Below are 24388 nucleotides of genomic sequence, written 5' to 3' on the forward strand. Positions count from 1 at the left end.
TGTCCAGTATTACCCAAACCACCGCTATGTTGGTGGCATGCGAGTGACGGTGCTCAGCGGCGCGGGGATCTCCGCAGAGAGCGGAGTGCCGACGTTTCGCGACGACAAGAACGGATTGTGGGCCCGTTTCGACCCCTACGAGCTGTCCAGCACCCAGGGCTGGCTCGACAATCCCGAGCGGGTGTGGGGCTGGTATTTGTGGCGGCATTATCTGGTGGCCACCGTCAAACCCAATGACGGGCACCGGGCCATCGCCGCGTGGCAGGACTACGCCGAGGTCAACGTCATCACCCAGAACGTCGACGACCTGCACGAGCGCGCGGGCAGCGCCCCGGTGCACCATCTGCACGGCAGCCTTTTCGAATTCCGTTGCGCGAGTTGCGATATGCCCTACAGCGATGCCCTGCCCGAGATGCGCGAACCGGCACTCGAGGTGCAACCACCGCTGTGCCCCGGCTGCGGCGGGCTGATCCGGCCCGACATCGTGTGGTTCGGCGAGCAGCTGCCCGAAGGACCATGGCAGCAGGCGGTCGAGGCGACCCAGGCCGCCGACGTGATGGTGGTGGTGGGGACCTCGGCGATCGTCTACCCGGCCGCCGGCCTCGCCGAGCTTGCGCTGTCCCGCGGCACCGCCGTGATCGAGGTCAATCCCGAGCCCACGCCGCTGTCCGGCAGCGCCACGATCAGCATCCGCGAGCCGGCGAGTCAGGCGTTGCCGGGATTGCTACAGCGGCTGCCGGCGCTGCTGAGGTAACGGCCGGCGGCTTACGGCCTGCGCGCGCGTCCCAGCAACAGCTCCGACACCGGCATGGGCGACCAGGCAGGCAGCGTCCACTCCCGCCGGGAGGTGTCCACCTCGAATCCGGCGTCGACGATCGCGCGTTCGGTATCGCGATGGGTGTGGCAGTTACCCAGCAGCCGGGGCCACACCGTCGCGTCGGCGAACCGCTGCAGCCGGCCCCGCACCCCGGCGCTGGCGACGTGCTCGAGGTAACGCAACTCCCCGCCGGGCCGCAGTAATGCGAACAGGTGCCGCAGCACCATCGCGGGGTCGCGCACCGAGCACAACACCAGCGAGCACACCACCGCATCGAAGGGCCCCGCGCCGCTGAACTCCTCCACGGTCTGGTTGGTCAGGACAACCGGAATGGGCGCCGCGGCGGCGGCTGCCCGCGCCCGGGCCGCCAGTCGCGGTTCGGGCTCCATCGCCACCACCTGTTCGACGGACCGCGGATAGTTCGGGAAGTTCGTCCCGATACCCGCCCCGACTTCGAGCACCCGGCCCGACAAACCGGCCAGGTTCTCACGCCGCAGCGCCCGCACCGCATCCGTCTCGTGAGCGGCGACGACCGGCCACACCCGCGCAAAGAACCGGTTATCGAGCGTTTCTGTCGCTGCTGATGTCATTCCCCACCTTCCGACTCCGAACGGGCCTCAGCATAAATCCATCCGACGCCCCTGACTGCCGATCCGGCCTGGCGATCAACTTCGCCCTCAACGGCGTGTGTCCGGCTCAACCGATCTTCGTGACCGGCTCGCCGACCGGATACCCGTTGTGCTGCACCGAGATCGCGATCGGCTCGATATCCACGGCCGGTTCGGCCGGTCCCTCGCTGATGCCGAACCGCTCGTGCAGCCAGACCAACGGCCTGGGCGCCCACCAGTTCCAGCGGCCCATCACATGCATGAATGCCGGGACCAGAACCATCCGGACCAGAGTTGCGTCGACGAACACGGCCAGGGTCAGGCCGAGGCCGAACATCCGCATGAAGGACACATGCGCGGCGATCAGCGCGGCGAACGACATCGACATGACCAACGCGGCGGCGGTGATCACCCTGCCCGTGCGCGCCACGCCGTGCGCCACCGCCTCGTCGTTGGCGGCGTGCGCCTGTTTGGCGGTCGACTTCGCCGGCCGGTACTGCAGCCAGTACTCGCGGATCCGGGAGATCAGGAACACCTCGTAGTCCATCGACAGGCCGAACGCGATGCAGAACAACAGCACCGGCATGTTCGCCACCAGCGTGCCGCTCGGCGTCGTTCCCAGCGCACCGAGATGGCCGTCCTGGAAGATCCACACCAGCGCGCCGAACGCCGCGGTCAGCGAGAGCACGTTGCACATCAGCGCCTTCACCGGCAACACCACGCTGCCGGTGAGCAGGAACAGCAAGATGAAGGTGACCGCGGCCATCACGCCCAGCACCATCGGGAGCCGATCTGTCACCGCATTCACGCTGTCGCGGTTGACCTGCGCGACGCCGGCCATCTCCACGGCGCGACCGCCGGGCCCGGGCACCTGGTGCAACCGGTTGAGCTGGGTGTCGTTCGCTTGCGAGAACAGCGGCGCCGTGCTGCTCACGGTCAGGAAAGCGCTGCCGTCGACAAGCCCGGTTGCCGCGGCCGGTGGTCCGACCCGGTCGCCGCCCACGAACGTCCCAGTCGGGTCGGTTACCGCCGACACGTCGGGAACCCGCGACAAGTCGGCGGCATATTTGTCCAGATCCGCCGGCGCCAGGCCACGGGCATCGGGGACGACGACGGGCACCACCGTTGCGGAATCGTGCGCGAAACCGGTGCGCAACCGGTCACCGACCTGATGCGACGACGCCGAAGTGGGCAGCACCCGGTCGTCCGGGAAGCCCCACTTCACCGAGAGGAACGGAAGACCGAGCAGCAGCAGAACGGCGACGACAGCCAGCCCGACCGGCAGCCAACGGCGCATCACGAACTTGCTCGACCGGTACCAGAACAGCTGCTCGACCGGCTTGTGCACCGGCTCGGAGCGGTGCAGCGCCCGACGCACCAGTCGGCGCACGTCCCAGGCATCCAGCCGGGGACCCAGCAGCACGATTGCGGCCGGGGTCAGCACGATGGACGCCGTCGCGACGAAGGCCACGGTGGCGACCCCGGCGTAGGCAAACGACTTGAGGAAATACATCGGGAACAGCGCCGTCGCCGACATCGACAACGCCACGGTGACGGCGGAGAACAGCACCGTGCGGCCGGAGGTGGCCATAGTCCGGATCAGTGCCTCGTCTCGGTCACACCCCTCGGCCAACTCGTCGCGATAACGGCTGAGGATCAGCAGCGTGTAGTCGATAGCCAATGCCAGGCCCAAGGCGGTACTCAGGTTGAGCGCGAAGATCGACACTTCAGTGGTAAACGTGACGAGCCGCAGCACCGTCATCGAGCCGACGACAGCCAGCGCGCCGAGCGCCATCGGCAACACCGCCGCCAGCACCCCGCCGAACACCCAGACCAGCACCAGGAAGCTCAGCGGGATCGCAATGATCTCCATCAATAAGAGGTCTTCTTGGTTCTGCGTGTTGATCTGGGCGTACTGCATCGCCGAGCCGCCGGCGCGGACGGTGACGCCGTCACGATCGTGCACGAACTGTTCGGACAGGGTTTGGGCGTTTTTCTGCGTGTCGTTTTCCCCGCCCTTGAGGTTGACCACGATCAGGCCCGACTTGCCGTCGGTGCTGACCAGATCGGCCGCGGCCTGCGACGGTGCTGTCCAGGCCGACGACACGTTGTAGACCAAGGGCGAACGTTGCAACTGGTCCACCAGGTCGGTGCCCACCTTGCGGGCCTGTTCGCTGTTGGCGCCCGCGGGCACGGTCACCAGAATCAACATCTGCTGACCGCTCTGCCCGAACTTGTCGGCCAGCACCGCGATCGCGTGCGCGGACTCCGAGTTCGGGTCCTGGAAACCGCCGGGGGCCAAGCTCTTGGCGACCGGGATGCCGAAGACCGCCGCGGCGATGAACACCAGGACCCCGACCGCGCCGATTCGGCGCGGTGCAGCGATGGCCAGCCGAGCGATCCTTGGCAGCATCCTTGCTTCCTCCCCGATGGCGGTCCCGCGGGCCCACACCATATTCGCGGTAACCTAGCCGCGGTAAGTGACAGGTGTCAAACAACTCCACCAGGAGCTACGGGGTAAGAGTCCGATTGGTTCGATGAGGTTTCAAACCCGCGAACACTAAGAGTCCGGCCAGAAAATTGGGTGGCAACTAAGCCGCTCACGGGCCAAATGCGGCGCTAGACCTCAGACGAACCTACTCGTGAGTAAATTGCCACCATTTTCCGAATCGTGACTCAAAGATTTCTTAATGGTTGCTCTTAGGCTCATCCTCATGTGGATCGACGACTTGAGTGCAGACGTCATCAAAGTTGACTTCGAGGCTCTCTACCACGGCGACGTGCTGGTGGAAGGTGAGACCTCCGAGCAGTTTGAAGACTGGCACCCGCTGCCCAACGCGAGCTGACCATCATGAGCTTGCTCGCTCGGCTACTTATGGCCGACTCCTCGGTCTCCCGTTGGTTCCGTCGATCTCATTGATCTTGTTGCCAACAAAAACCCCCGCCACGGCGGGGGTTTTTGTGTTTGGACCCAAAACCTGGCTCAGCGCGGCGCCATCCGGATGGCGCCATCGAGGCGGATGACCTCGCCGTTGAGCATCGGGTTTTCGATGATGTGCACGGCCAGCGCGCCGTACTCGTCGGGATCACCCAGCCGGGCCGGGTGCGGCACCTGCTTACCCAGCGACTTCTGCGCCTCCTCGGGCAGCGAACCGAGCAGCGGCGTCTTGAACAACCCGGGCGCGATGGTCATCACGCGAATGAGCTCGCGCGACAGGTCACGCGCGATCGGCAGCGTCATGCCAACCACGCCACCCTTGGAGGCCGAGTAGGCGGCCTGCCCGATCTGACCGTCGAACGCGGCGACCGAGGCGGTGTTGATGATGACGCCACGCTCCTCGCCGACCGGTTCGGTTTTGGCGATGCGCTCGGCAGCCAGCCGGAGCACGTTGAACGTGCCGATCAGGTTTACCCCGACCACCTTCTTGAACCCGTCCAGCGGGAACGGGCCGTCCTTGGACAGCGTCTTGATGGCGTTGCCGATGCCCGCACAGTTGACGTTGATGCGCAGCGGGCCCAGCGACTCGGCCACATCGAGCGCGCTGCCGACACCGGCCTCATCGGTGACATCGGCCTCGACGAAGCGGGCGCGATCGCCCAGCTCGCTAACGACGTCCTCGCCGCGGAGGTCGATCACGACCACATGCGCACCCGCATCCAGCAGCCGTTTGGTGGTGGCAAGGCCCAGGCCTGAGGCGCCCCCGGTGACGACGGCAACGGCGTCTTTGATCTCCATGCGAGTCCTTTCGTGTCCTGCCGACCAACTTGTTGGTTGGGGACTATACCCAGTCGTTGAGTACAGCCGCGACGTCGGTCACCGGCGCCGCGGGGCGCGGTGTCTCCGGCGCAGTGCGGGAGAACCGCGGCGCCGGCAGCGGCTGCAGACCGCCGTTGACCTCGTAGAAGGTGTTGCGCTCGGTGATGTGCGGCTCGGTCTGCACCTCGCCGAACGCCAGTATCGGCGTCACGCACGCGTCGGACTCGGCGAAAACCTTGGCCCAGTGGTCGCGGTCGTGGCTGGCGAACTTTTCGGTGAGCACCGCTCGCAGTTCGGGCCAGCGGCTGACGTCGTTCTGCGGCGGCAGGTCGGCGCCTTCCAGGCCCAGCCCGGTCAGCATGGCGGCGTAGAACTGCGGCTCGATGGCCCCGACCGCGACATATCGGCCGTCGGCGCACTCGTAGGTGTCGTAGTAGGGCGCGCCGCCGTCGAGCAGGTTGGTGCCGCGTGCGTCGGTCCACATCCCCGAGGCGCGCATCTGCCACATCATCTGGACCAACACGCTGGAGCCGTCGACCATCGCGGCGTCGACGACCTGCCCCTTGCCGGAGGTCTGCCGCTCCCACAACGCCGACAGGATGCCGAGCAACAGGAACATCGAACCGCCGCCGAAGTCGCCGACCAGGTTCAGCGGCGGCACCGGCCGTTCGTTCGCCCGGCCGATGGAGTGCAGGATGCCGTTCAGCGAGATGTAGTTGATATCGTGGCCCGCCTGCTGGCTGCGCGGGCCCGTCTGGCCCCAGCCGGTCATCCGGGCGTAGACCAGCCGCTCATTGACCTTGGCGCAGTCCTGCGGACCCAGACCGAGTCGCTCGGTGACACCGGGGCGGTAGCCCTCGATCAGCACGTCGGCTTTGGCGATCAGCTTCAGGACGGTCTCGCGCCCTTCGTCGGACTTCAGATCGGCGGTCACCACCCGCCGGTTGCGCATCATGGCGTCCTTGGCCCCCCCGTCTGAGCCACCGGGACCGGATGACGGGCGATCGATGCGCACCACGTCGGCGCCCAGATCTCCCAGAATCATCGCGGCATGGGGGCCCGGCCCGATGCCAGCCAGCTCCACTACCCGTAGTCCATTGAGCGGTCCCGCCATGATCCACCGACCTTTCGTCTGCTCTGACGCGTGTCAACCCGGTCGTTGGCATCTTCGCAGCCGCGCTCGACGGCCGCGCACCCCGGTCGCTTACCCGGTGATTAGGGTGAGCCCCATGCCGGAATCCGCGCTCGACACGCAGGCGTCCATCGCAGGTCTTGCCGTCACCCTGGCCGACGGCGTGCTGTCGGTGACCATCGACCGGCCGGACAGCCTCAACTCGGTGACCACGCCGGTACTGACCGGGATCGCCGACGCGATGGAAAGCGCGGCTACCGATCCGCGCGTCAAGGTGGTGCGCTTCGGCGGCGCGGGTCGCGGCTTCTGCTCCGGTGCGGGCATGAGCGCCGACGACCTCGCCAACGGCGGGCCGGGCACCGAGATCATCGCGCAAGTCAACCGGGCCATCCGGGCCATCACCGCACTGCCGCGGCCGGTCGTCGCCGTTGTTCAGGGGCCCGCGGCCGGTGTCGGTGTTTCCCTGGCCCTGGCCTGTGACGTCGTATTGGCTTCTGACAAAGCGTTTTTCATGCTTGCCTTCACCAAGATCGGGTTGATGCCCGACGGTGGCGCCTCGGCATTGGTGGCGGCGGCGATCGGCCGGATCCGCGCGATGCGGATGGCACTACTGGCGGAGCGGTTGCCCGCCGCCGAGGCATTGTCCGCGGGCCTGGTCAGCGCGGTCTACCCGGCCGATGACTTCGATGCCGAAGTCGACAAGCTGATCTCGGCATTGTTGACGGGCCCAGCGGTGGCCTACGCCAAGACCAAGGACTCGATCAACGCGGCCACCCTGACCGAATTGGACGCGGCCCTGGAACGCGAATTCCACGGCCAGGCCACGCTGCTGCGATCCCACGACTTCGCCGAGGGCGCAACGGCGTTCCAACAGCGCCGCACGCCGAACTTCGCCGATCGCTACCTCGCTTAAGCGGCCGGCCAATCGGCAATCCGCTCTTGTGTCAGTTCCGAATAACCTGGCGAGAGAGGAGGGAAATCGATGACGGCTGAACAGGTTCGCTGCTTGGTGACCGGAGCAACCGGCTACATCGGCGCCCGGCTGGTCTGGCGACTGCTTGACGAAGGCCACCGAGTGCGGGCGTTGGCCCGTGACCCGAACAAGTTGTCAGATGTCCCGTGGCGAGAGCGCGCCGAGGTGGCGCGCGGCGACCTCGGCGACGTCGATTCGCTGATCGAAGCATTCGACGGGATGGACGTCGTGTACTACCTGGTCCATTCAATGGGCACGTCGAAGGATTTCACCGCCGAGGAAAACCGCGCCGTCCGCAACGTCGTGACTGCCGCTCACCGCGCGGGGGTGCGGCGGGTGGTGTATCTGAGCGGGTTGCATCCGGAAAACAGGAAGCTCTCGCCGCATCTCGAGTCGCGCAAAGCCGTGGGCGAGGCCCTGATCGACTCCGGCATTGAGACGGTGGTGCTACAGGCCGGAGTGGTCGTCGGGTCGGGGTCGGCGTCGTTCGAAATGATCCGGCACCTCACCGACCGGTTGCCGGTGATGACCACGCCGAAATGGGTGCACAACAGAATTCAGCCCATCGCGGTGCGTGACGTGCTCTACTACCTGGTCGCCGCGGCCACGGCGCCGGTGCCGTCATCGCGAACCTGGGATATCGGCGGTCCCGACGTGTTGGAGTACGGCGACATGATGCGCGTCTACGCCGAGGTCGCTGGGCTGCACCGGCGCTACTTGATCGTGCTGCCGTTCTTGACGCCGACGATTGCCAGCCTGTGGATTGGGGCCGTGACGCCGATTCCGCCCGGTTTGGCGCGCCCGCTGATCGAATCGCTGGAATGCGATGCGGTGATGAGTAATTCCGACATCGACACCATCATCGAGGCCCCGCCCGGTGGCCTTACCGGCTACCGACGGGCTGTCGAGTTGGCGCTTGACCGCGCGGCGCGCGGCGTCCCGGAACCCTCGTGGTCGTCGTTGCGGTCCGAACCGGCCGAGGCCCTGCCCACCGACCCGGACTGGTCGGGCGAGATTGTCTACACCGATATTCGCACCGCCGCAACCACCGCCGAACCCGCGAAAGTCTGGAACGCGGCGGAGAAAGCCGTGAACTCACGGGCAGCCGGCTGGAAGGTCGAGGAGCGCGCAGCGGGAACCCTGCTGCGGCTGCGCTCCACCAAACGGGCGCCGGGACGAGAGTGGCTCGAGATCGCGGTCACGCAGCAAGACGGTCGCGGCAGCCGCTACACCCAACGGTCCATCTTTCTGCCGAGGGGCATTCCGGGGCGGGTGTACTGGTTCTTCGTGCGGCCGGCCCACACCGCCGCAATGCGTGCGCTGGCCCGCGAGGTCGTCGGTTCGGCCCGATAGCCGGCGTCAGACACCGAACATCGGGGGCAATACAAGAACCATGATCAGCCCCCATACCAGGTGGGTGAGCACCGGCGCCAGGACACCGCCGGTCGCCCGGCGCTCGAACGCACACACCGTCCCCAGGATGATCGCAGCGAAACCGAGCATGGGGTTGCCACTGGCCAGCGTCGCGCACGTGTAGAGGACGGTCGAAATCAAGACAGGGTGATAGCGGCCCAGCGCGGTGTAGAGCGCGCCGCGAAAGAAAACTTCCTCGGCGACGCCGTTGACAAGCGTGATCGCCACGATCACCGGATACCACCCGTGGTGGGCGTACAGCAGCACCCGGGTTATCAGCTCCGCTACCGGCGCGATCTCTCGGGCGATCAGCCCGCCGATCACGAAAACCCCGCCGAGCAGGAGGCCGATTGTCGTCCCGGTGATGACCGGCCGTTGGTTGCGGCCACGCCAGCAGATGCCGCCCAGATGCAGCGGGCCGGAGATGAACCCACCGGCGACCCACACCCCCGCCAGCGCCAGGGTCAGCCAGTAGAAGCTCGACTCGCCCGGATGGAGCCGCAGTGAATAACCAAGCACCGCAGCACCGACCACCAAAGTGATCGCGACCAGGACGCGGCGTCGCCGCACCAACGAGGGCGGTTCATGGTGTGGCACAGCGACATTGGTGACGGCTCGCCACAGCTCGGAGAACACACTGGTGTGGTACGGGGTGGTGGCTTGGCTCATGCCGGACGTACCTTCGGGGTGAGGGTGAGCATGATGTCGAGGCCGGTTCGCAGTGCTCCGGCGACCGGACCGGGAACCATGTTGACCAGCTTAAGGGTGGGCCGGGCGATGGGTGGGGTGATCGCCCTGGCAAGCCGCCGGATGCGCAGGGCATCCCCGCCGGCCCACCCGGGATCGGTATCGGCGAGATGATGCGGATCCGCCAGCGCATTGACGGGCCGAGGCCTGCCGTTCGACGTCAATGCCCGGCCGATGGCGTCCCCGACGCTTAGCAGGCCGCCGGGCGGGTCGGGTACCCGGCCGCGCAGCCCGCTGGCGGAGGCCACCATCGGGTGATCGAGCGATTCCACCAAGTCGCCGGCCAATCCCGGGGGCACGGGCAGCGCGAGCCCGGTGACCAGCGACGCCAGCGAGGTGTCGACTCTGCCGACCGGCAATGCCGCGTGCCACCTGCCCGAGACACGCGCATACGTCTTGAGTAGGTCCCGGTAGGACGTGGTGTCCGGGCCGGAGATGTCATAGGCGCCCGCGGGGACTCGCTCGGGGTTCGCCGCGGCGAGCAGATAGTGCAGCACGTCGCGGATGGAGATCGGATCGATCGGATTGGCCATCCAGCTCGGTGCAGGGATCAGCGGGAAACGGTCTCCCACGTAGCGCATCATCTCGAACGACGTCGAGCCGGCGCCGATGATCACCGCCGCACCCAGCCACACCAGTTCCGGCCCGTCGGGGACCGTCAGCGCCTCGGCCACCTCGGCCCGGCTGGCCAGGTGGTCGGACAGTTCCCCACCGGCGGGCACGAAGCCGCCCAGATAGACGATGCGCCGCACCCCGGCGTCCCTGGCGGCGGCCGCGACGTTGGCGGCCGAGGCCTGGTCGGCGTCGCGAAAGTCGGGCTGACCGATCGCGTGCACCAGGTAATAGAGCACGTCAACCGGGCCCGCGGCGTCCATCGCGGCCTGCGCCGACACGGGGTCGCAGGCATCGAGCTCGACCGGTGCGACGTGGTCAAACCAACCGAAGCTCTTGAGCCGCTCGGGATTTCGGGTAGCGGCTACCACTTGGTGTTGGTTCGCAAGCAACGCCGTGACTAGACGCGATCCCACATAGCCACTGGCACCGGTGACCAGAATTCGCATACCCCTGACCCTATCCCGCACTGGGTGCGCCCAAACCCCAACGGCCCAGCCGCGAAGCGGGGCGAGGGCAACAGCATGACCAGGCGCGAGCGCGTTCCGCAGAATGACCAGTGGTCATGGTCACAGTTAGTAAGGATGAACTAACTAACCTACGGTGCCGTAACCCAGGACATGAACAACATCACAGGGGGCAGTTCGGGAAGTCTCGGACTGAAAACCACGACCACCAACGCAGATCCGTCAATCGCAGCAGCTGCGGTGAAGTTCCCGCCAAACCGGTATACGCAGGACGAAGCGATCGGGGCGCTGACCGACTTCGCGGGGCCCGAATTTCGGCGTTTCGCCCTGAGCAGTGGGGTGGAGCACCGGAACACCGCCCTGCCGCTGTCGCGATACCGCGAGCTGTCCGGTTTCACCGAAGCCAACGCCGCCTACCTCGACGTCGCCCTTGACCTGGGCGAGCAGGCGCTGGTGACAGCGCTGGACGAGGCGGGAGTCGAGCCGTCGGAGGTGGACATCGTTTTTTCGACGACGGTGACCGGACTGGCCGTACCGACGGTGGAGGCACGCCTGGCGGCGCGGGTCGGGTTGCGCCCAGACGTCAAACGCATCCCGCTGTTCGGCCTGGGTTGTGTGGCGGGTGCGGCCGGAACGGCCCGCATGCATGACTACCTGCGCGCCTTCCCCGACCAGGTGGCCGCGCTGCTGGCCGTCGAGCTGTGCTCTTTGACCATTCAGCGCGAAGACAATTCGGTGGCCAATCTGGTTGCCAGCAGCCTGTTCGGCGACGGCGCCGCGGCCGTCATCGCAAAGGGCGCCAACCGCGCGGACCGGCCTGCCGGTCCTCGCGTGCTGGCCACCCGGAGCAGGCTCTACCCCGACACCGAAGACGTCATGGGCTGGAACATCGGCAGCGACGGCTTCCGGATCGTCTTGTCGGCCGACGTTGCGACGGTCACCGAGAAATACCTGGGCGACGACGTTCGCGGATTTCTCGCCGACCATGGGCTGACACCGCAGGACGTGTCGCGATGGGTCTGCCACCCCGGCGGGCCACGCGTGATCGAAGCGGTGGAGGACGTGCTGGACCTGCCCGGGGATGCCCTTGATCACACCCGAAACTCGTTGCGCGACAACGGCAACTTGTCGTCGGTCTCGGTGCTGGACGTGCTTCGGGCCAACCTGGCGGATCCGCCGCCACCCGGTTCGATTGGCCTGATGATCGCGATGGGTCCGGCCTTCTGCTCCGAGCTCGTTCTGCTGGCCTGGTAGCCCCGGACACGTGATACACGAGATAGTGGTGACATGTACTACCTGCTGATTCTCGCGGTCGGGCTGGAGCGCGTAGTGGAATTGGTGCTGTCCAAGCGGAATGCGCAGTGGTCTTTTACCCAGGGCGCCAAGGAGTTTGGCCGGCCGCACTACATCGTGATGGTCGTCATTCACACCGCTCTGCTGGTCGGCTGCGTGGTCGAACCGTGGGCATTGCACCGGCCGTTCATTCCATGGCTGGGCTGGCCGATGCTGGCCATCGCGGCGGCCAGTCAGGTGCTGCGCTGGTGGTGCATCGCGACGCTGGGCCGGCGGTGGAACACCAGGGTGATCGTGTTGCCAGAGGCGCCCCTGGTGAACCGGGGACCCTACCGGTGGCTGCACCACCCGAACTATGTTGCAGTGGTGGCCGAAGGGTTCGCATTACCGCTGGTGCACACGGCGTGGCTGACCGCGGCTACTTTCACGGTCGCCAACGCGATCCTGCTCAGCGTGCGCCTCCGGGTGGAGAACTCCGCGTTGGGCTACACATGAGCACGTACGACACCGACCTGCTGATCGTCGGCGGCGGCCCGGGTGGGCTCGCCACGGCGTTGCACGCACGCAGGCACGGGCTTTCGGTGATCGTGGCAGAGCCGCGCGAGGATCCCATCGACAAGGCGTGCGGCGAGGGGCTGATGCCCGGTGGCCTCGCAGAACTGACGTCGCTCGGCGTCGACCCGGCCGGCATGCCGTTTCGCGGGATCGCCTATGTCACTGAGCAGCGCCGCGCCGAGGCGCTGTTTCGCACCGGGCCGGGCCGCGGAGTGCGGCGCACCACCCTGCATGCCGCATTGGCGGCACGCGCCAAAGAGCAAGACACCGAATGGATTCGGACCAAGGTAACCACCGTCGAGCAGGACGCGCATGGCGTGAGCGCCGCGGGCGTCCGGGCGAAGTTCTTGGTGGGGGCCGACGGATTGCACTCGACGGTCCGGCGCTGCGTCGGCATCAAGGCCACGGCCGGAAAACCACGGCGGTACGGCGTGCGTTGGCATTTCACGGTGCCGGCCTGGTCGGACTTCGTCGAGGTGTATTGGTCCCGGTGGGGTGAGGCGTACGTGACACCGGTGGAACCGGATCTGGTCGGGGTGGCGATCCTGTCTCCGGGACACCCCGAGCTGGGCTGGTTCCCGCGGCTGGCCCGACAGCTCGAGGGCGCGAGCCGCGGGCACGCGCGCGGCTGTGGCCCGTTGCGGCAGGTTGTTTCGCGCCGCGTCGCGGGCCGGGTGCTGTTGGTGGGCGACGCGGCGGGCTACGAGGACGCGCTGACCGGCGAAGGCGTCAGCCTGGCCGTCAAGCAAGCCGCGGCGGTGGTCGACGCCATCGTCAACGAGACACCGGCGGCCTATGAGGCCTCGTGGCACCGGGTTACCCGCAACTACCGGCTACTGACCCGGGCGGTGGTGTTGGCCAGCACGCCGCGCGTGACGCGCCGCGCCATCGTGCCGGCGTGTGAGCGCCTGCCCGCGGTGTTCCGCTTCGGGGTCAACATCCTGGCGAGCTAGCGCTAGCGCGCCTTCCAGACCGGCTCCCGCTTCTCGGCGAACGCCAACGGCCCTTCCTTGGCGTCCTCGGATCTGATCAGGGTGCGCATCTCGTTCACGGTGCGCTCCCAGCCCACCTCGTCGCCGGTAATGACGCCGTTGTCGACCCCGGTGGCGATGCGCTTGCTGGCCTGCACCGACAGGGGCGCGTTCACGGTGATGCGCGCCGCCATCGCCAGCGCCGCGTCGAGCACGGAGCCTTCCTTGACGACCTGATTGACCAGGCCCCATTCCCAAGCGTCGGACGCCGTCATCGGTTCGCCCGTCAACAGCAGTTCCATCGCCACCTTGCGGGGCAGCTGATCGACGATGCGGAAGACACCGCCGGCGGCGGCGATCAAGCCGCGTTTGACCTCGGGCAGACCGAATTTGGCCAGCTCGTGCGCGACGACCAGATCGCTGGCCAGCGCCAGCTCGGTGCCGCCGCCCAGCGCGGTGCCGTTGACCGCGGCGATGGTGGGCTTGTCGATGAAGTGGTGCACGTAACCGGCGAAGCCCCACTCCCCGTGGTCGGGGTGATACAGGTTCTCCCGGCGAGCGATCGCCTTGAGATCGGCTCCGGCGCAAAACGATTTGTCGCCGGCACCGGTGATCACCACGGCCCGCACTCCCGCGTCGTGCTGCGCTTCTTCCAGCGCATCCCCCAAGCCGATGCTGACCGCGGCGTTGATCGCGTTGCGCGCCTCGGGGCGGTTGATGGTAATGACCATCACGTTGCCGTGGTGCTCAACCAGCACTGCAGGCGCAGCGCCGTCAACCTCCGTCACAGCAGCTCCACGATGGTGGCGTTGGCCTGGCCACCACCCTCACACATCGTCTGCAGGCCGTAGCGAATTCCGTTGTCCCGCATGTGGTACAGCAGCGTGGTCATGATCCGGGCTCCCGAGCCGCCGAGGGGGTGACCGAGCGCGATCGCACCGCCGTTGGGGTTGAGCTTCTTCTCGTCGGCGCCGATGTCTTTCAGCCACGCGAGCGGAACCGGCGCGAACGCCTCGTTGACCTCGTAGGCACCGATGTCGCCGATACTCAGCCCGGACCGCTTCAGCACTTTCTGGGTTGCCGGAATCGGCGCGGTCAGCATGATGACCGGATCGGCTCCGGCCAATGTGGCCGTGTGCAACTTGGCAATTGGCTTGAGCCCCAGGTCCTTGGCCTTCTCCGCCGACATGAACAGCAGCGCGGCCGCACCGTCGGAGATCTGCGAGGAGTTACCGGCGTGGATCACGCCGTCCTCCTTGAACGCCGGCTTCAGCGAGGCCATCTTCTCCATCGGCGTACCGCGCCGGATGCCTTCATCCTTGAGCACGACGTTGCCGTCGGAGTCCTTGATGCCCACGATCTGGTCATCAAACGCGCCGGAATCCTGTGCGGCAGCGGCCTTTTCATGGGAGTCGAGCGAGAACTGGTCGAGCGCGGTGCGGTCGAACCCCCACTGCTCGGCAATCATCTCGGCGCCGAGGCCCTGGTTAGGGATCCTGCCGTCGTAGCGCGAAATGAATGCCTCGGGGTAGGGCCGTCCGCCGTTGGCCAGCGATGCCCCCATCGGGGTGCGAGACATCGACTCCACACCGCCGGCGACGACGACGTCGTAGTGGCCGGCCACCACGCCGGCCGCGGCGAAGTGGATGGACTGCTGGCTCGATCCGCACTGGCGGTCGACGGTCACACCCGGAACGGTCTCCGGCCAGCCCGCGGTCAACAGCGCGGTGCGGCCGATGTCGAGGGCCTGCTCGCCGGCCTGCATCACGCAGCCCCAGATAACGTCGTCAACGATTTCGGGGTCGATACCGGCCCTGGTGGCCAGTCCGTTGAGCACCTGTGCGGACAGCTCGGCGGGGTGCACGCCGGAAAGTCCGCCGTTGCGCTTGCCGACGGGCGAGCGTACGGCCTCGACGATGACAGCTTCAGGCATGGCTATGTCTCCTTTGACTCCGGTATTGCCTCGATTGTCAACCAAGGGGTTGGGCGGCCGCGTGGCGGGGTGGTCACTGATATCGCTTCCGAAAGTCGCTCGAGGTCGGTCGCGCTAGGTCAAGTGGCCCGAACAGAGGGCGGCAGGTCGCCGAGATTGCCGCCAAAGTCGTGATCGGCGCGAGATCACAGCCCTGACGGCAATTTCGGCGCTTGTAGGGGACGGATCTAACCGACGGGATACCCCACCGACTTGATTTCGGTGTACTGGTCGAAGCCAGCCACACCGTTCTGACGGCCCACCCCGCTGTCCTTGTATCCGCCGAACGGTACGTCGGCTCCATACGGAGCGCCACCGTTGACGCCGATGAAGCCGGCCTTGATTCGGCGGGCCACCGCCAGCGAACGCTCCAGCGAACCCGACATCACGTTGCCGGCCAATCCGTACACGCTGTCGTTGGCGATGCGGATCGCATCTTCCTCGTCGTCGAACGGGATGACGGACAACACCGGGCCGAAGATCTCTTCTTGAGCGATCGTCATGGAGTTGTCGACGTTGGTGAAAAGCGTTGGCCTGACAAAGTATCCCTTGTCAAAGCCGGTGGGCGCGTCGGGTCCGCCAACCAGTGCCGTCGCGCCCTCTTCGACGCCCTTGTTGATGTAGTACTGCACGCGTTCGCGCTGCTTCTCCGAAATCACCGGGCCGCAAAGGGTTCCGGGGTCCTGGGGGTCGCCGCAGGTGATGTTTTCGTAGATGCCCTTGAGGATCTCCACACCCTCGTCGTAGCGGGATCGCGGCAACAGCATGCGGGTCGGGTTCGCGCAACCCTGGCCGGCGTGCATGCACGGCGCGATGCCGATCGCGCAGGCCAACCCGAAGTCGGCATCCTCCAAAACGATGGTGGCCGACTTGCCGCCGAGCTCCAGGAACAGCCGCTTCATCGTCGCGGCGCCCTTTTCCATGATCCGCTTGCCGACCACGGTCGAGCCCGTGAACGAGATCAGGTCGACCTTCGGCGATAGCGTGAGCTCTTCTCCGACAAAGTGATCCGACGCGGTGACGACGTTGACGACGCCGGCCGGGATGTCGGTCTTTTCGGCGATCAGCCGGCCCAGCCGGGTCGCGTTGTAGGGGGTGTTGGGCGCCGGCTTGAGCACAACCGTATTGCCGGTTCCCAGTGCCTGACCAAGCTTGTTGAGGGTGACCTCGAACGGGAAGTTCCACGGCACGATCGCGCCGACCACGCCCACCGGCTCCCGCCAGACCTTGATGGATGTGTTCGCGCCGGTGAGGCTGATAACCCGGTCGCCGAGGTCGGTCTCCCACGCGTACTCGTCGATCAGCCGGGCCGGGTACTTCAGTCCATCGGCCAGCGGGGCGTCCAATTGCGGGCCGAACGTGATGGCCCGGGGCGAGCCGACTTCGAGGATGAGCTCCTCGCGCAGCTCCTCCTTCTCGGCCTCAATCGCGTCGTGCAGCTGCAGCAGGCAGCGCTTGCGCAGCTCCTTATTGGTCGACCAGTCGCTCTCGTCGAAGGCACGCCGGGCGGCGTCGATGGCCCGGAGCATGTCCTCCTTCGACGCGTCGGCGACCTCACCGAGGGGCTCCTCGGTCGCGGGGTTGATGTTGGTGAAGGTGCCGGCCTGGCCATCGACGAGCTTCCCGTCGATCATCATCTTCGGCTCGAACCGGACCTTTACAGTGTCAGCCATATTTGTTCAGCTCTCTTCAAACTCGTTCGCTTGTGACTCGTCCCAACGGAGAGCCTTACCGGAAACTAGCCGATTGGCAACACGCAACGTGCGGGCAGCCCCCTGACGTGCGATTACCGCACGCTCGCTCGGCACCACGACCGCACTATTTCTGGGCATCGAACAGCACTGGCACCGACGTCGGCGACCGGAACACCTGTCCACGGATATGCGGGTCGTCCGCGTCGGGATCCAGCCTGAGATTCGGCAGCCGATCCAACAAAAGGTTGATCGCGGTCCGCATCTCAAGCCGCGCCAGGTGCATGCCGAGGCAGACGTGCACACCATGTCCCCAGCCCAGGTTCGCCCGAGCCTCCCGGTGGATATTGAACGTGTTCGGATCGGGATAGCGATCCTCTTGCCGGTTCGCCGAACCGAGCATCGGCATCACCGTCGCCCCGGCCGGGATCGCCACGCCACCGAGTTCGGTGTCGCGGGTCGCGACCCGGGTGATGGTCAGCAGCGGCGATTCCCACCGCACGCCCTCCTCGATGGCCTGCGGCAGCAGCGATCGGTCACCGCGCACCGCCTCCAACTGCGCCGGATCCGACAGCAGCGCCAACAGCAGGCTGCCCAGCGACCGGTAGGTCGTCTCGACGCCGGCGGGCAGCAGCAGCCGGAGGAACGAGAAGATCTCCTCGTCCGCGAGCTTTTCCCCGTCGATTTCGGCCGCACCGAGGGCGCTGATCAGGTCGTCCTTCGGCTCAGCGCGGCGGGCCTGAAGGATCGGGGCGAAGTATTCGCACAGGGCAGCCGAGGCCGCTAGCCCGCGTTCGGGGTTCATCAGCCAACTCAGCAGCGAAATCGACCACCGCTGGAACTGTGGGTAGTCCTTTTCCGGCAGACCCAGCAGGCCCGCGATGATCTGGCTCGGATAGTCGAAGGTGAACTCCTTCACCAAATCTGCCTTGCCATTGGGTGCGAAGTTGTCGATCAGGCTGTTAGCCACCCGGCCGACCAACTCGTCTTGCCAGCGCGCCAAGGACTTCTGCGTGAACGCCTTCGATACCAGCGAGCGCAGCCGGCCGTGCACGGGCTCGTCCATCCCGAGCATCACGCCCTCACCCAGCACCGGGCCGAACGCGGCGATGACGGCCGCCGAGGAAAACGTCTCGTTGTCGCGCAGCATCTGCTGGATGTCCTCGTGGCGATACACGATGAACATCGGCAGCGACTCCTCGTGCGGAAGTGCCCCCGACGTTTCAAGCCGCTGCACCGGCTCCTCGTGGCGCAGCCGCGCGAGCTCGGTGTACGGATCACGCACGTCACCGGAGATCGCGTCGTCGAAGGATCCGAAATCCTCCAGGTCGTCGAAGAGCTGTTCCATAACTACCCCTTACTCCCATCAGTTCCCTTGCGGCGCTTGGCCGCCAGGGATGCCAAGCGTTGCAGTACCGGCTGCGGAAGGACGCGCGCGACCAACACCATTGCCTTTTGGTTGACTGTCAGCGGCCATGCACCATCCCGCATCGAGCCGTATCGGGGAATGCCCAAGATGATCCGGGACATGTGGTGCATCCCCGCCGCGGGAAGAATTCGGCTGGCCGCCAACAACATCGACGCATCCGGCCCCACCCCCCGACGGCGAAACGAGCCGGTGTCTTCTAGCGCCTTGACCAGCCCGCCGGCGAACCGTTCGGGTGGGCGAGCGAATTTCATCGCGAACCGGCCGCGGCTGTTCATGGTGTTGTGCAGCCGGGCATAGGGGCCGCCGAAGTTGCGATCGTCGGTGGTGCCCGCGTCGGTGATGATCTCGGTGTCGTAGGTCCCGGCCACCAACACGGTGACCCCGAGGCCGAACGGCGCGATCTCTACCGCCATCGACTCACCCCAGCGCTCCAACGCGCCCTTGGCCGCCGAGTACGGCGCGGTGGCCGGCTGGCCGCGTACCCCGGCCGCGCTGGATACCAAGACAATTCGGCCCTGACCGGCCGCCCGCATGGACGGCAGCAGCGCCTGGGTGAGCGCGACCGGGCCCAGGACGCTGGTGGCGAATATGTTCTGCCACAACGCCATATCCGTCTCCTCCACCATTCCGGCGGCGGAGATCCCGGCATTGTGTACCAGCGCGTACGGTGCGCCGACCGCTTCTTCGATCGCCTTGGCAGCCGCGGCGATCGACCCGGCATCCAACAGGTCGAGCTGCACCCCGATCAGCCGATCGTCGTCCTCGCCGGCGCCCGTCGCCTCCCGAAGCGACGGAAGCCCCCGGTCGGGCGTGCGCATCGCCGCGATCACCCGCCAGCCCTCCCGGTAGAGGCGAACCGCCGAGGCGAAGCCGAGACCACGGGAAGCGCCGGTGATGACGACGCTGCGCGGCTCAGCCATTCTGGCTCGGGGTTGCGCAGGCGCCCCGACCCGGCGGCGGTGGGTCGACGTGCGGTCGCCCGTTGGGCTCACCGCTCGCCCAGGTCGACCAGATGCCTACCGAGTACGGCCCTCTCGCGCCCGCCTTCTCGTAATATCCTTGCGGGTCATACACTTTAGCTTCCGGGTAGGGCCACGGGCACGCGACGGACGTGGCCGCATGACTGGCCTTGATGGCCCAGAACCAGGCGCCATAAGCGAAGTACGACACGTTCATGATCGCGAACATCACCAGGAACGTGCCGAGCACCGGACGGCTGGGGAAGACCTTGGCTTTCGCGGTCAGCTTCTCCGCCACTGATTTACCGGTGTCGTCGCGATAGCAGAGGATCGCCGCGGGCACCATCACGAAGGTGACCGAGAACGACTCCCAGATCAGCGGGAACTGGAAGGTCGTGCCGGTGAATACCGAGCCCCACGGAATCACCTGGGAGTAGATGTACATACCGGCGTGCACCAGCTGGATCTCCAGCCACGCATCGAAGACGAAGCCGATCACACAGGCCAGCAGGCCCAGGCTCCATAACGGGTGCCGGGACACGAAGGCCTCGGGCCCATATTTCGCCTGCAGTTTGCGCAGGATCCAGATCGCCGGGAAGTAGGGCCCGAAATAGAACATCACGTAGCCGAAGACGACGAACGGTTCGACGGTCGGCGACAGCGAGACCAGCGGCCACGACTCCGGCCAGTGGATCAGGTCGGGGTTGTAGACGGCGAACGGCGACCAGTTCATGATCGGGTCCTGCCACACAATCAAGGTGGTGCACAGGAACATCAGCATCACCGGGCTGCCCGGATTGCGCCGCCAGCCCCTGATGAACACCACCAGCAGCACGAGCAGCATGACGCAGGTGGCAACGTGCAGGAAGGTGATGTAATCCAGGCCGAAGATGAACTTCACCGGGCGGGGCCGGCCCTGCACGTTCGGGTTGGCGACGCGCGGGTCAAGGGCGACACGACAATTCGCGATGAAGAAGAGCGCGAACGCCGCCAGGGCTGCGCCGGCGATCCAGCCACCCCAGCCGCGCTTTCGGCCAACGCCGGGCGGAGACGCCGGTTTCGCTTCCGCGGCAGGCGATGTGGATTGGTCGGTACTCATGTGGGTCAGCCTTCCTCTCCGAAGCGATCGACCAGATGCGAATTGATGCCGTCGGCATCGAGAGTGCGGGCCACTAGATAGCCCGCCCCCATCCAGGCCCGGCGGGTCCATTTACCGAACGACACTCGAGTGCCGGGAGCGCCTGAGGCGGCGGGCATCATCTTGACCCGCTCCAGCGCCTCCTTGACGCCGCGCGGGCTGAGCGGATGGGCGTCGGTAAATGCGCGCACGAGTGTCGCGGCGACGTCGCGGTTCACCACGGTCACGCAGAACTCCGGGCGACTGCCGTCGTACTTCTTCGCGTAAGCGTCGAGGAAGTCCTGGCCGATCTGGTTCGCCTCGTCGTACTGGTCGACACCCGTCCAGCCCATGAACGCGTTCCACATGATCGGGTTGACCCACGCGTTCTGCCACGCGGTGGTGGTGAAGCGCGGTGGGTCCCAGCCGAGGCTCTCGAGCGCCGGGTTGATGAAGACGATTCCGAATCCGAATCCCAGGTGCACGATCGCTTCCGCCTTTGCCTCATGGAGCGTCTGCACCGCGGCGTTGATGTCCTGAGCCGTCTGGGCGATTGCAACTTCCGCCACGATGCGAATGCCCTTGCGGCGACAGGCACTTCGCAGGTTCTTCAGGTAGCTCTCGCCAATGAGACTCTGTTCGACCAGGACGCCGATCTCGGCGAGTCCTCGTTTGGCGATGAGGTCGGCGAGGAAGATCGGCTCATCGGTCATCGACCCCTGGGGGAATGCGAAGGTCCACTCACCCAGCCAGTCGTCGGTTCCGGTCACGCTGATGGCCGGGACCTTGAACCGCTCCTCGATCGCTTCACGCGTGGGCACACAGTTGTCGGTGATGTTCGGCCCGAACACGACCAGGCAGCCCTCGTCGACCAGTTCGCCGTAGGCGTCGATCACCGCCTTGACCGAGCCCTTGGGCAGACCCTCCACCTCGCGATAGATCATCTGCACGGGACGGTCCATCAGGCCCTGGGCGACCGCCTCTTCGAAGATCAGGTCGAAAGTCTGGGTGAAGGAGGCGAAGAGATCCTCGGGAAAGCCCGGCGGCAGCGTGAAGTCCATCAAGTAGCCGACCTTGATCGGCTCAGCACTGCTTTCGTAGGACATCTGACCTCCCGGGTGACCGGTTCACTCGCAACGATTTATGGCTGACCTAATATTTGTTCAGACCGTAGCTCAGACGGTAACGGGGGCGGTGTGCAGCGTCAATCATCTATCCGCCTCCGCCCAGGTAGACGTCGACCATCTCGCCCAGAGCCCGGCCCACTGCCACGTCATCGGTGAGCGGCCCGGCAATCGCCGCCCGTGCCGCCTGTTGCATGGTCAGGCCCTCGGCAACGAGCCGTCCTGCCGCGATCAGCACGCGGGTCGACGCGACCTCGCGCAGACCACCGGTTTCCAGGCGGCGGATGGCCTGGCCGAAACGAACGAGCTCGGCCGCCGTCGGGGCATCCACACCCGCTTCGTGCGCGACGATGCCCTCTTCGACATCTGCTGCGGGGAAACCGAATTCGATGGCGACCATGCGCTGGCGCGTCGAATCCTTGAGGTCCTTGAGCACGCTCTGATAGCCGGGGTTGTACGACACCACCAGGCCGAATCCGGGCGCCGCGTCCAGCGTGATGCCCAGCCGCTCGATCGGCAGCTGCCGCCGGTGGTCGGCGAGCGGGTGCAACACCACGGTCGTGTCCTGTCGAGCTTCCACGACTTCATCCAGGTAGCAGATCGCCCCCTCGCGCACCGCCCGGGTCAACGGACCGTCCACCCACACCGTCTCGTCGCCCCGCAGCAGATAGCGCCCGACAAGGTCTGCCGTGGTGAGGTCGTCGTGACAGGCAACAGTGATCAGCGCCCGGCCGAGGTCGTGGGCCATCGCCTCGACGAAGCGGGTCTTGCCGCAACCCGTCGGTCCCTTCAAGACGAGCGCCAGGCCCTGGCGGTAGGCGGCTTTGAAGATGGCCTCTTCGCCGCCGACCGCCTGGTAATAGGGCCGTACCCCCGCAACGCGGGGTTCCGGGTCGGGATCCGCACCGTTGCGAGAAGCGATCCCGGACTCGTTGGTCATAACGCCCCTTCTGCCGATTGATTGGAGCCTAACCCGGAACAGATGTTTGTTTCAATCTGTCCCGATCAGACGTTCACCCTCCGCCGAACCTCTGCCGAGCGCAGCGCGGACCGGAACAGCGGTCCGATCACGCCGGCGAGGTGATCCGGGCGCGCGATCGTGGCATGTGCGGTACTGCCGAACACCCGGCGCAGCGATGCGACATCCGTACCCGCGCCGACGGTCAAGCACACGCAGCCGGTCCCCCGGCGCCGCGCCTCCGTCAGCGCGCGGCGCGCGTCCGCGGCACCGTAGGCCCGCTCGTACCCGTGGTCGTAGGCAAGGCCATCCGACAACACCACAAGGAGCCGTCGTGACGTGCCGCCGCGCGCCTCCAAGACCGACGAGCCGTGGCGGATGGCCGCGCCGAGGCGCGAATACGCGCCGGGCTCTAGGCTGTTGAGCCGCCTGATGATGTGGGCGTCGAGATGGTCGTCGAACCGCTTGACGGGCACCATGGTTACCGCCGACCGCCCCTGCGAGTAGTAGGCGTAGAGCGAAACCCGGTCACCGAGGTCGTGCAGTGCGACCGTCAGGTTGGCTACCGCCGCGCGCTGTTGCTCATGCACCGTGCGCCCCAACGTTCCGGGCTCACCCGCCGACCCCGACACATCCAGAAGCAGCAGCACCGACAGGTCGCGCCGACGCCGCAAGCTGTCCAGGTACACCGACTCGTCGGGCACCGATCCCGCCCGCACCTCGACGCGCGCTTCGACCGCTGCGTCGATGTCGATGTCGTCACCCTGCGGCTGACGGTGGCGACGGTGCAGCCCCATGCCGAGTCGGGATAGCGGCCGTCGCACGCCGATCGCGTCGTCGATCGCTTGGGTCGCCGATTCTTTGATCTTGGGCTCGACTTCCCGCACCGTGCACCAGGCGGGCCGGTATCGCTTGCGGCCGACATCCCACTCCGGATACCGCGCGCCGTCCGCGGCGGCCTTGGCGTCGTCAATGTCCTCGCTCGTGGTCGAGGCCAGCGATGACACGGCGTGCAAACCGCGCTTCCCGGAATTCGTACGGTGCGTCGGGGTGTCCGCGCCTGGCGTTCCGCCGCCGCTGCCGGTCTTGCGCGCAGAGGACAACATCTTCTTCAGCCACTTGCCGATGAAACCGCCCCCGCCGACCGGGCTGGTGAACAGATCCGGATCGTCGGAGTCGTCGACCTCGCCGTCGTCGAGCTCCTGCAGCTCCTGCGCGCCGCGGCCCCGCGGAACATGCTTCGCGTGTGCCTCTTCGTCTTGTTTGACCACCCGCGCGCTCGCGGCCATCACCTTGGCGGCGCGGATAGCGCCGAACTCCGGTGCCGGGTCGCCAATCGCTGATCGTCCGGTCGCCAGGTCCAGCGACGCAGCGGGCGAGTCACTGCGACTGGCGATCTCCGTGTTGCCCAACGACACCAAAACGGTTGGTAGTAAATGCGCGTTGGCGACCAGTGCGCGGTGGCCTTCGATCGCCAGGTAGCGCCTCGCCAGCCGGGGGTGACGGACCAAGGAGCCCACCACATCGGGGTCCAGGCTGCCGGCGGCGATCATCGACGCGTGTACGGCTACGGCCTCGAGTCTCGCGCGCGCGCCCGCTGCGGCATCGACATAAATCGTCTGGCCGTCCGTCCACGCGAGTTCACCCGGCGGTAGCTCGGCCACCGCCACGGCCCGCCCCGCCAGCGCGGAGGAGAGCATGCCCAAGGCCTGCAACCGCTCGGCACGTGCGTTGTCCCCCACGCGACCTCCGACTTGTTGACCAAATATCTGTTCCACCGTAAAGTCCGGCGT

General features: G+C 66.6%; 22 protein-coding genes. 7 read left to right on the forward strand and 15 right to left on the reverse strand.

From position 1 onward, the window contains the following. The first annotated feature begins 37 nt into the window (after positions 1–37). Positions 38–754, forward strand: coding sequence for an SIR2 family NAD-dependent protein deacylase (locus ACZY0B_RS12800; protein WP_463764482.1), 717 nt, complete (start codon positions 38–40; stop codon positions 752–754). 11 nt (positions 755–765) lie between these two features. Here the strand turns inward: ACZY0B_RS12800 and ACZY0B_RS12805 are convergent, their stop codons facing one another. Next, the gene (locus tag ACZY0B_RS12805; RefSeq protein ID WP_463764483.1) at positions 766–1407 is read right to left on the reverse strand and encodes a class I SAM-dependent methyltransferase; all 642 of its coding nucleotides are present in this window, start codon (positions 1405–1407) and stop codon (positions 766–768) included. 106 nt (positions 1408–1513) lie between these two features. After that, positions 1514–3838, reverse strand: a complete 2325-nt coding sequence (locus ACZY0B_RS12810; protein WP_463764484.1) for an MMPL family transporter — start codon at positions 3836–3838, stop codon at positions 1514–1516. A gap of 301 nt (positions 3839–4139) precedes the next feature. On the opposite strand from ACZY0B_RS12810, the gene ACZY0B_RS12815 reads away from it, so the two are divergent. Further along, complete coding sequence (locus ACZY0B_RS12815) at positions 4140–4271, forward strand: hypothetical protein (protein WP_463764486.1); 132 nt, start codon at positions 4140–4142, stop codon at positions 4269–4271. 137 nt (positions 4272–4408) lie between these two features. Here ACZY0B_RS12815 and ACZY0B_RS12820 read toward each other — a convergent pair whose 3' ends face one another. Together ACZY0B_RS12820 and ACZY0B_RS12825 are read right to left on the reverse strand one after the other, a co-directional pair. Further along, complete coding sequence (locus tag ACZY0B_RS12820; RefSeq protein WP_463764487.1) at positions 4409–5161, reverse strand: 3-hydroxyacyl-CoA dehydrogenase; 753 nt, start codon at positions 5159–5161, stop codon at positions 4409–4411. Between the two features lie 43 nt (positions 5162–5204). Further along, a complete protein-coding gene (locus tag ACZY0B_RS12825) occupies positions 5205–6296 on the reverse strand; it encodes a CaiB/BaiF CoA transferase family protein (RefSeq protein ID WP_463764488.1) in 1092 nt (363 codons plus the stop codon). 115 nt (positions 6297–6411) lie between these two features. Between ACZY0B_RS12825 and ACZY0B_RS12830 the strand changes: the two genes are divergently transcribed. Both ACZY0B_RS12830 and ACZY0B_RS12835 read left to right on the forward strand, forming a co-directional pair. Beyond that, a complete protein-coding gene (locus ACZY0B_RS12830) occupies positions 6412–7227 on the forward strand; it encodes an enoyl-CoA hydratase (protein WP_463764489.1) in 816 nt (271 codons plus the stop codon). Between the two features lie 69 nt (positions 7228–7296). Next, entirely contained in the window at positions 7297–8640 is a 1344-nt protein-coding gene (locus ACZY0B_RS12835) for a DUF2867 domain-containing protein (protein WP_463764490.1), read from the forward strand. 6 nt (positions 8641–8646) lie between these two features. On the opposite strand, the gene ACZY0B_RS12840 is transcribed toward ACZY0B_RS12835, so the two are convergent. Together ACZY0B_RS12840 and ACZY0B_RS12845 are read right to left on the reverse strand one after the other, a co-directional pair. After that, the gene (locus tag ACZY0B_RS12840) at positions 8647–9369 is read right to left on the reverse strand and encodes a lysostaphin resistance A-like protein (protein ID WP_463764491.1); all 723 of its coding nucleotides are present in this window, start codon (positions 9367–9369) and stop codon (positions 8647–8649) included. Further along, positions 9366–10508 (reverse strand): NAD(P)H-binding protein, encoded by a 1143-nt coding sequence (locus ACZY0B_RS12845; RefSeq protein ID WP_463764492.1) that lies wholly within the window; start codon positions 10506–10508, stop codon positions 9366–9368. The genes ACZY0B_RS12840 and ACZY0B_RS12845 overlap by 4 nt, the downstream gene beginning before the upstream one ends. Positions 10509–10679: 171 nt before the next feature. Between ACZY0B_RS12845 and ACZY0B_RS12850 the strand changes: the two genes are divergently transcribed. Genes ACZY0B_RS12850 through ACZY0B_RS12860 form a run of 3 tightly spaced genes read left to right on the forward strand, consistent with a single transcriptional unit; the run spans position 10680 to position 13327 of the window. Next, complete coding sequence (locus ACZY0B_RS12850; protein ID WP_463764493.1) at positions 10680–11780, forward strand: type III polyketide synthase; 1101 nt, start codon at positions 10680–10682, stop codon at positions 11778–11780. Between the two features lie 33 nt (positions 11781–11813). After that, positions 11814–12314, forward strand: coding sequence for an isoprenylcysteine carboxyl methyltransferase family protein (locus ACZY0B_RS12855; protein ID WP_463764494.1), 501 nt, complete (start codon positions 11814–11816; stop codon positions 12312–12314). Beyond that, a complete protein-coding gene (locus ACZY0B_RS12860) occupies positions 12311–13327 on the forward strand; it encodes an NAD(P)/FAD-dependent oxidoreductase (protein ID WP_463764495.1) in 1017 nt (338 codons plus the stop codon). Before ACZY0B_RS12855 ends, ACZY0B_RS12860 begins: the two co-directional genes overlap by 4 nt. Positions 13328–13329: 2 nt before the next feature. Here ACZY0B_RS12860 and ACZY0B_RS12865 read toward each other — a convergent pair whose 3' ends face one another. The 9 genes from ACZY0B_RS12865 to ACZY0B_RS12905 form a co-directional block, all read right to left on the reverse strand. After that, on the reverse strand, positions 13330–14076 hold the full coding sequence (locus ACZY0B_RS12865; RefSeq protein ID WP_463764605.1) for an enoyl-CoA hydratase-related protein: 747 nt from the start codon (positions 14074–14076) through the stop codon (positions 13330–13332). Positions 14077–14129: 53 nt separating this feature from the next. Continuing rightward, positions 14130–15278: a thiolase family protein gene (locus tag ACZY0B_RS12870; RefSeq protein ID WP_463764496.1), complete on the reverse strand. Its 1149-nt coding sequence runs from the start codon at positions 15276–15278 to the stop codon at positions 14130–14132. A gap of 227 nt (positions 15279–15505) precedes the next feature. After that, a complete protein-coding gene (locus ACZY0B_RS12875) occupies positions 15506–16990 on the reverse strand; it encodes an aldehyde dehydrogenase family protein (protein WP_463764497.1) in 1485 nt (494 codons plus the stop codon). Between the two features lie 145 nt (positions 16991–17135). Next, a complete protein-coding gene (locus ACZY0B_RS12880) occupies positions 17136–18356 on the reverse strand; it encodes a cytochrome P450 (protein WP_463764498.1) in 1221 nt (406 codons plus the stop codon). A gap of 2 nt (positions 18357–18358) precedes the next feature. Then, on the reverse strand, positions 18359–19357 hold the full coding sequence (locus ACZY0B_RS12885) for an SDR family oxidoreductase (RefSeq protein WP_463764499.1): 999 nt from the start codon (positions 19355–19357) through the stop codon (positions 18359–18361). Next, on the reverse strand, positions 19350–20495 hold the full coding sequence (locus tag ACZY0B_RS12890) for a spirocyclase AveC family protein (protein ID WP_463764500.1): 1146 nt from the start codon (positions 20493–20495) through the stop codon (positions 19350–19352). Before ACZY0B_RS12890 ends, ACZY0B_RS12885 begins: the two co-directional genes overlap by 8 nt. A 5-nt stretch (positions 20496–20500) precedes the next feature. Then, entirely contained in the window at positions 20501–21619 is a 1119-nt protein-coding gene (locus ACZY0B_RS12895) for an ABC transporter substrate-binding protein (protein WP_463764501.1), read from the reverse strand. 106 nt (positions 21620–21725) lie between these two features. Then, a complete protein-coding gene (locus ACZY0B_RS12900; RefSeq protein WP_463764502.1) occupies positions 21726–22577 on the reverse strand; it encodes an AAA family ATPase in 852 nt (283 codons plus the stop codon). Between the two features lie 65 nt (positions 22578–22642). After that, positions 22643–24337 carry a nitric oxide reductase activation protein NorD gene (locus ACZY0B_RS12905; protein ID WP_463764503.1) on the reverse strand — a complete coding sequence of 565 codons (1695 nt, stop codon included), beginning with the start codon at positions 24335–24337 and terminating at the stop codon, positions 22643–22645. Between the last annotated feature and the right edge of the window lie 51 nt (positions 24338–24388).

It is taken from the genome of Mycobacterium sp. IDUB_19 (genome assembly GCF_055419445.1).

Excerpts from the sequence above, each read along its gene's own strand:
- ACZY0B_RS12850 (WP_463764493.1), top strand. The coding sequence starts at position 10,680 with ATGAACAACATCACAGGGGGCAGTTCGGGAAGTCTCGGACTGAAAACC.
- ACZY0B_RS12890 (WP_463764500.1), bottom strand. The coding sequence starts at position 20,495 with ATGAGTACCGACCAATCCACATCGCCTGCCGCGGAAGCGAAACCGGCG.
- ACZY0B_RS12855 (WP_463764494.1), top strand. The coding sequence starts at position 11,814 with ATGTACTACCTGCTGATTCTCGCGGTCGGGCTGGAGCGCGTAGTGGAA.
- ACZY0B_RS12800 (WP_463764482.1), top strand. The coding sequence starts at position 38 with ATGCGAGTGACGGTGCTCAGCGGCGCGGGGATCTCCGCAGAGAGCGGA.
- ACZY0B_RS12900 (WP_463764502.1), bottom strand. The coding sequence starts at position 22,577 with ATGACCAACGAGTCCGGGATCGCTTCTCGCAACGGTGCGGATCCCGAC.
- ACZY0B_RS12825 (WP_463764488.1), bottom strand. The coding sequence starts at position 6,296 with ATGGCGGGACCGCTCAATGGACTACGGGTAGTGGAGCTGGCTGGCATC.
- ACZY0B_RS12880 (WP_463764498.1), bottom strand. The coding sequence starts at position 18,356 with ATGGAACAGCTCTTCGACGACCTGGAGGATTTCGGATCCTTCGACGAC.
- ACZY0B_RS12895 (WP_463764501.1), bottom strand. The coding sequence starts at position 21,619 with ATGTCCTACGAAAGCAGTGCTGAGCCGATCAAGGTCGGCTACTTGATG.
- ACZY0B_RS12805 (WP_463764483.1), bottom strand. The coding sequence starts at position 1,407 with ATGACATCAGCAGCGACAGAAACGCTCGATAACCGGTTCTTTGCGCGG.
- ACZY0B_RS12845 (WP_463764492.1), bottom strand. The coding sequence starts at position 10,508 with ATGCGAATTCTGGTCACCGGTGCCAGTGGCTATGTGGGATCGCGTCTA.
- ACZY0B_RS12870 (WP_463764496.1), bottom strand. The coding sequence starts at position 15,278 with ATGCCTGAAGCTGTCATCGTCGAGGCCGTACGCTCGCCCGTCGGCAAG.
- ACZY0B_RS12865 (WP_463764605.1), bottom strand. The coding sequence starts at position 14,076 with ATGGTCATTACCATCAACCGCCCCGAGGCGCGCAACGCGATCAACGCC.
- ACZY0B_RS12875 (WP_463764497.1), bottom strand. The coding sequence starts at position 16,990 with ATGGCTGACACTGTAAAGGTCCGGTTCGAGCCGAAGATGATGATCGAC.
- ACZY0B_RS12860 (WP_463764495.1), top strand. The coding sequence starts at position 12,311 with ATGAGCACGTACGACACCGACCTGCTGATCGTCGGCGGCGGCCCGGGT.
- ACZY0B_RS12830 (WP_463764489.1), top strand. The coding sequence starts at position 6,412 with ATGCCGGAATCCGCGCTCGACACGCAGGCGTCCATCGCAGGTCTTGCC.
- ACZY0B_RS12810 (WP_463764484.1), bottom strand. The coding sequence starts at position 3,838 with ATGCTGCCAAGGATCGCTCGGCTGGCCATCGCTGCACCGCGCCGAATC.
- ACZY0B_RS12815 (WP_463764486.1), top strand. The coding sequence starts at position 4,140 with ATGTGGATCGACGACTTGAGTGCAGACGTCATCAAAGTTGACTTCGAG.
- ACZY0B_RS12885 (WP_463764499.1), bottom strand. The coding sequence starts at position 19,357 with ATGGCTGAGCCGCGCAGCGTCGTCATCACCGGCGCTTCCCGTGGTCTC.
- ACZY0B_RS12820 (WP_463764487.1), bottom strand. The coding sequence starts at position 5,161 with ATGGAGATCAAAGACGCCGTTGCCGTCGTCACCGGGGGCGCCTCAGGC.
- ACZY0B_RS12840 (WP_463764491.1), bottom strand. The coding sequence starts at position 9,369 with ATGAGCCAAGCCACCACCCCGTACCACACCAGTGTGTTCTCCGAGCTG.
- ACZY0B_RS12835 (WP_463764490.1), top strand. The coding sequence starts at position 7,297 with ATGACGGCTGAACAGGTTCGCTGCTTGGTGACCGGAGCAACCGGCTAC.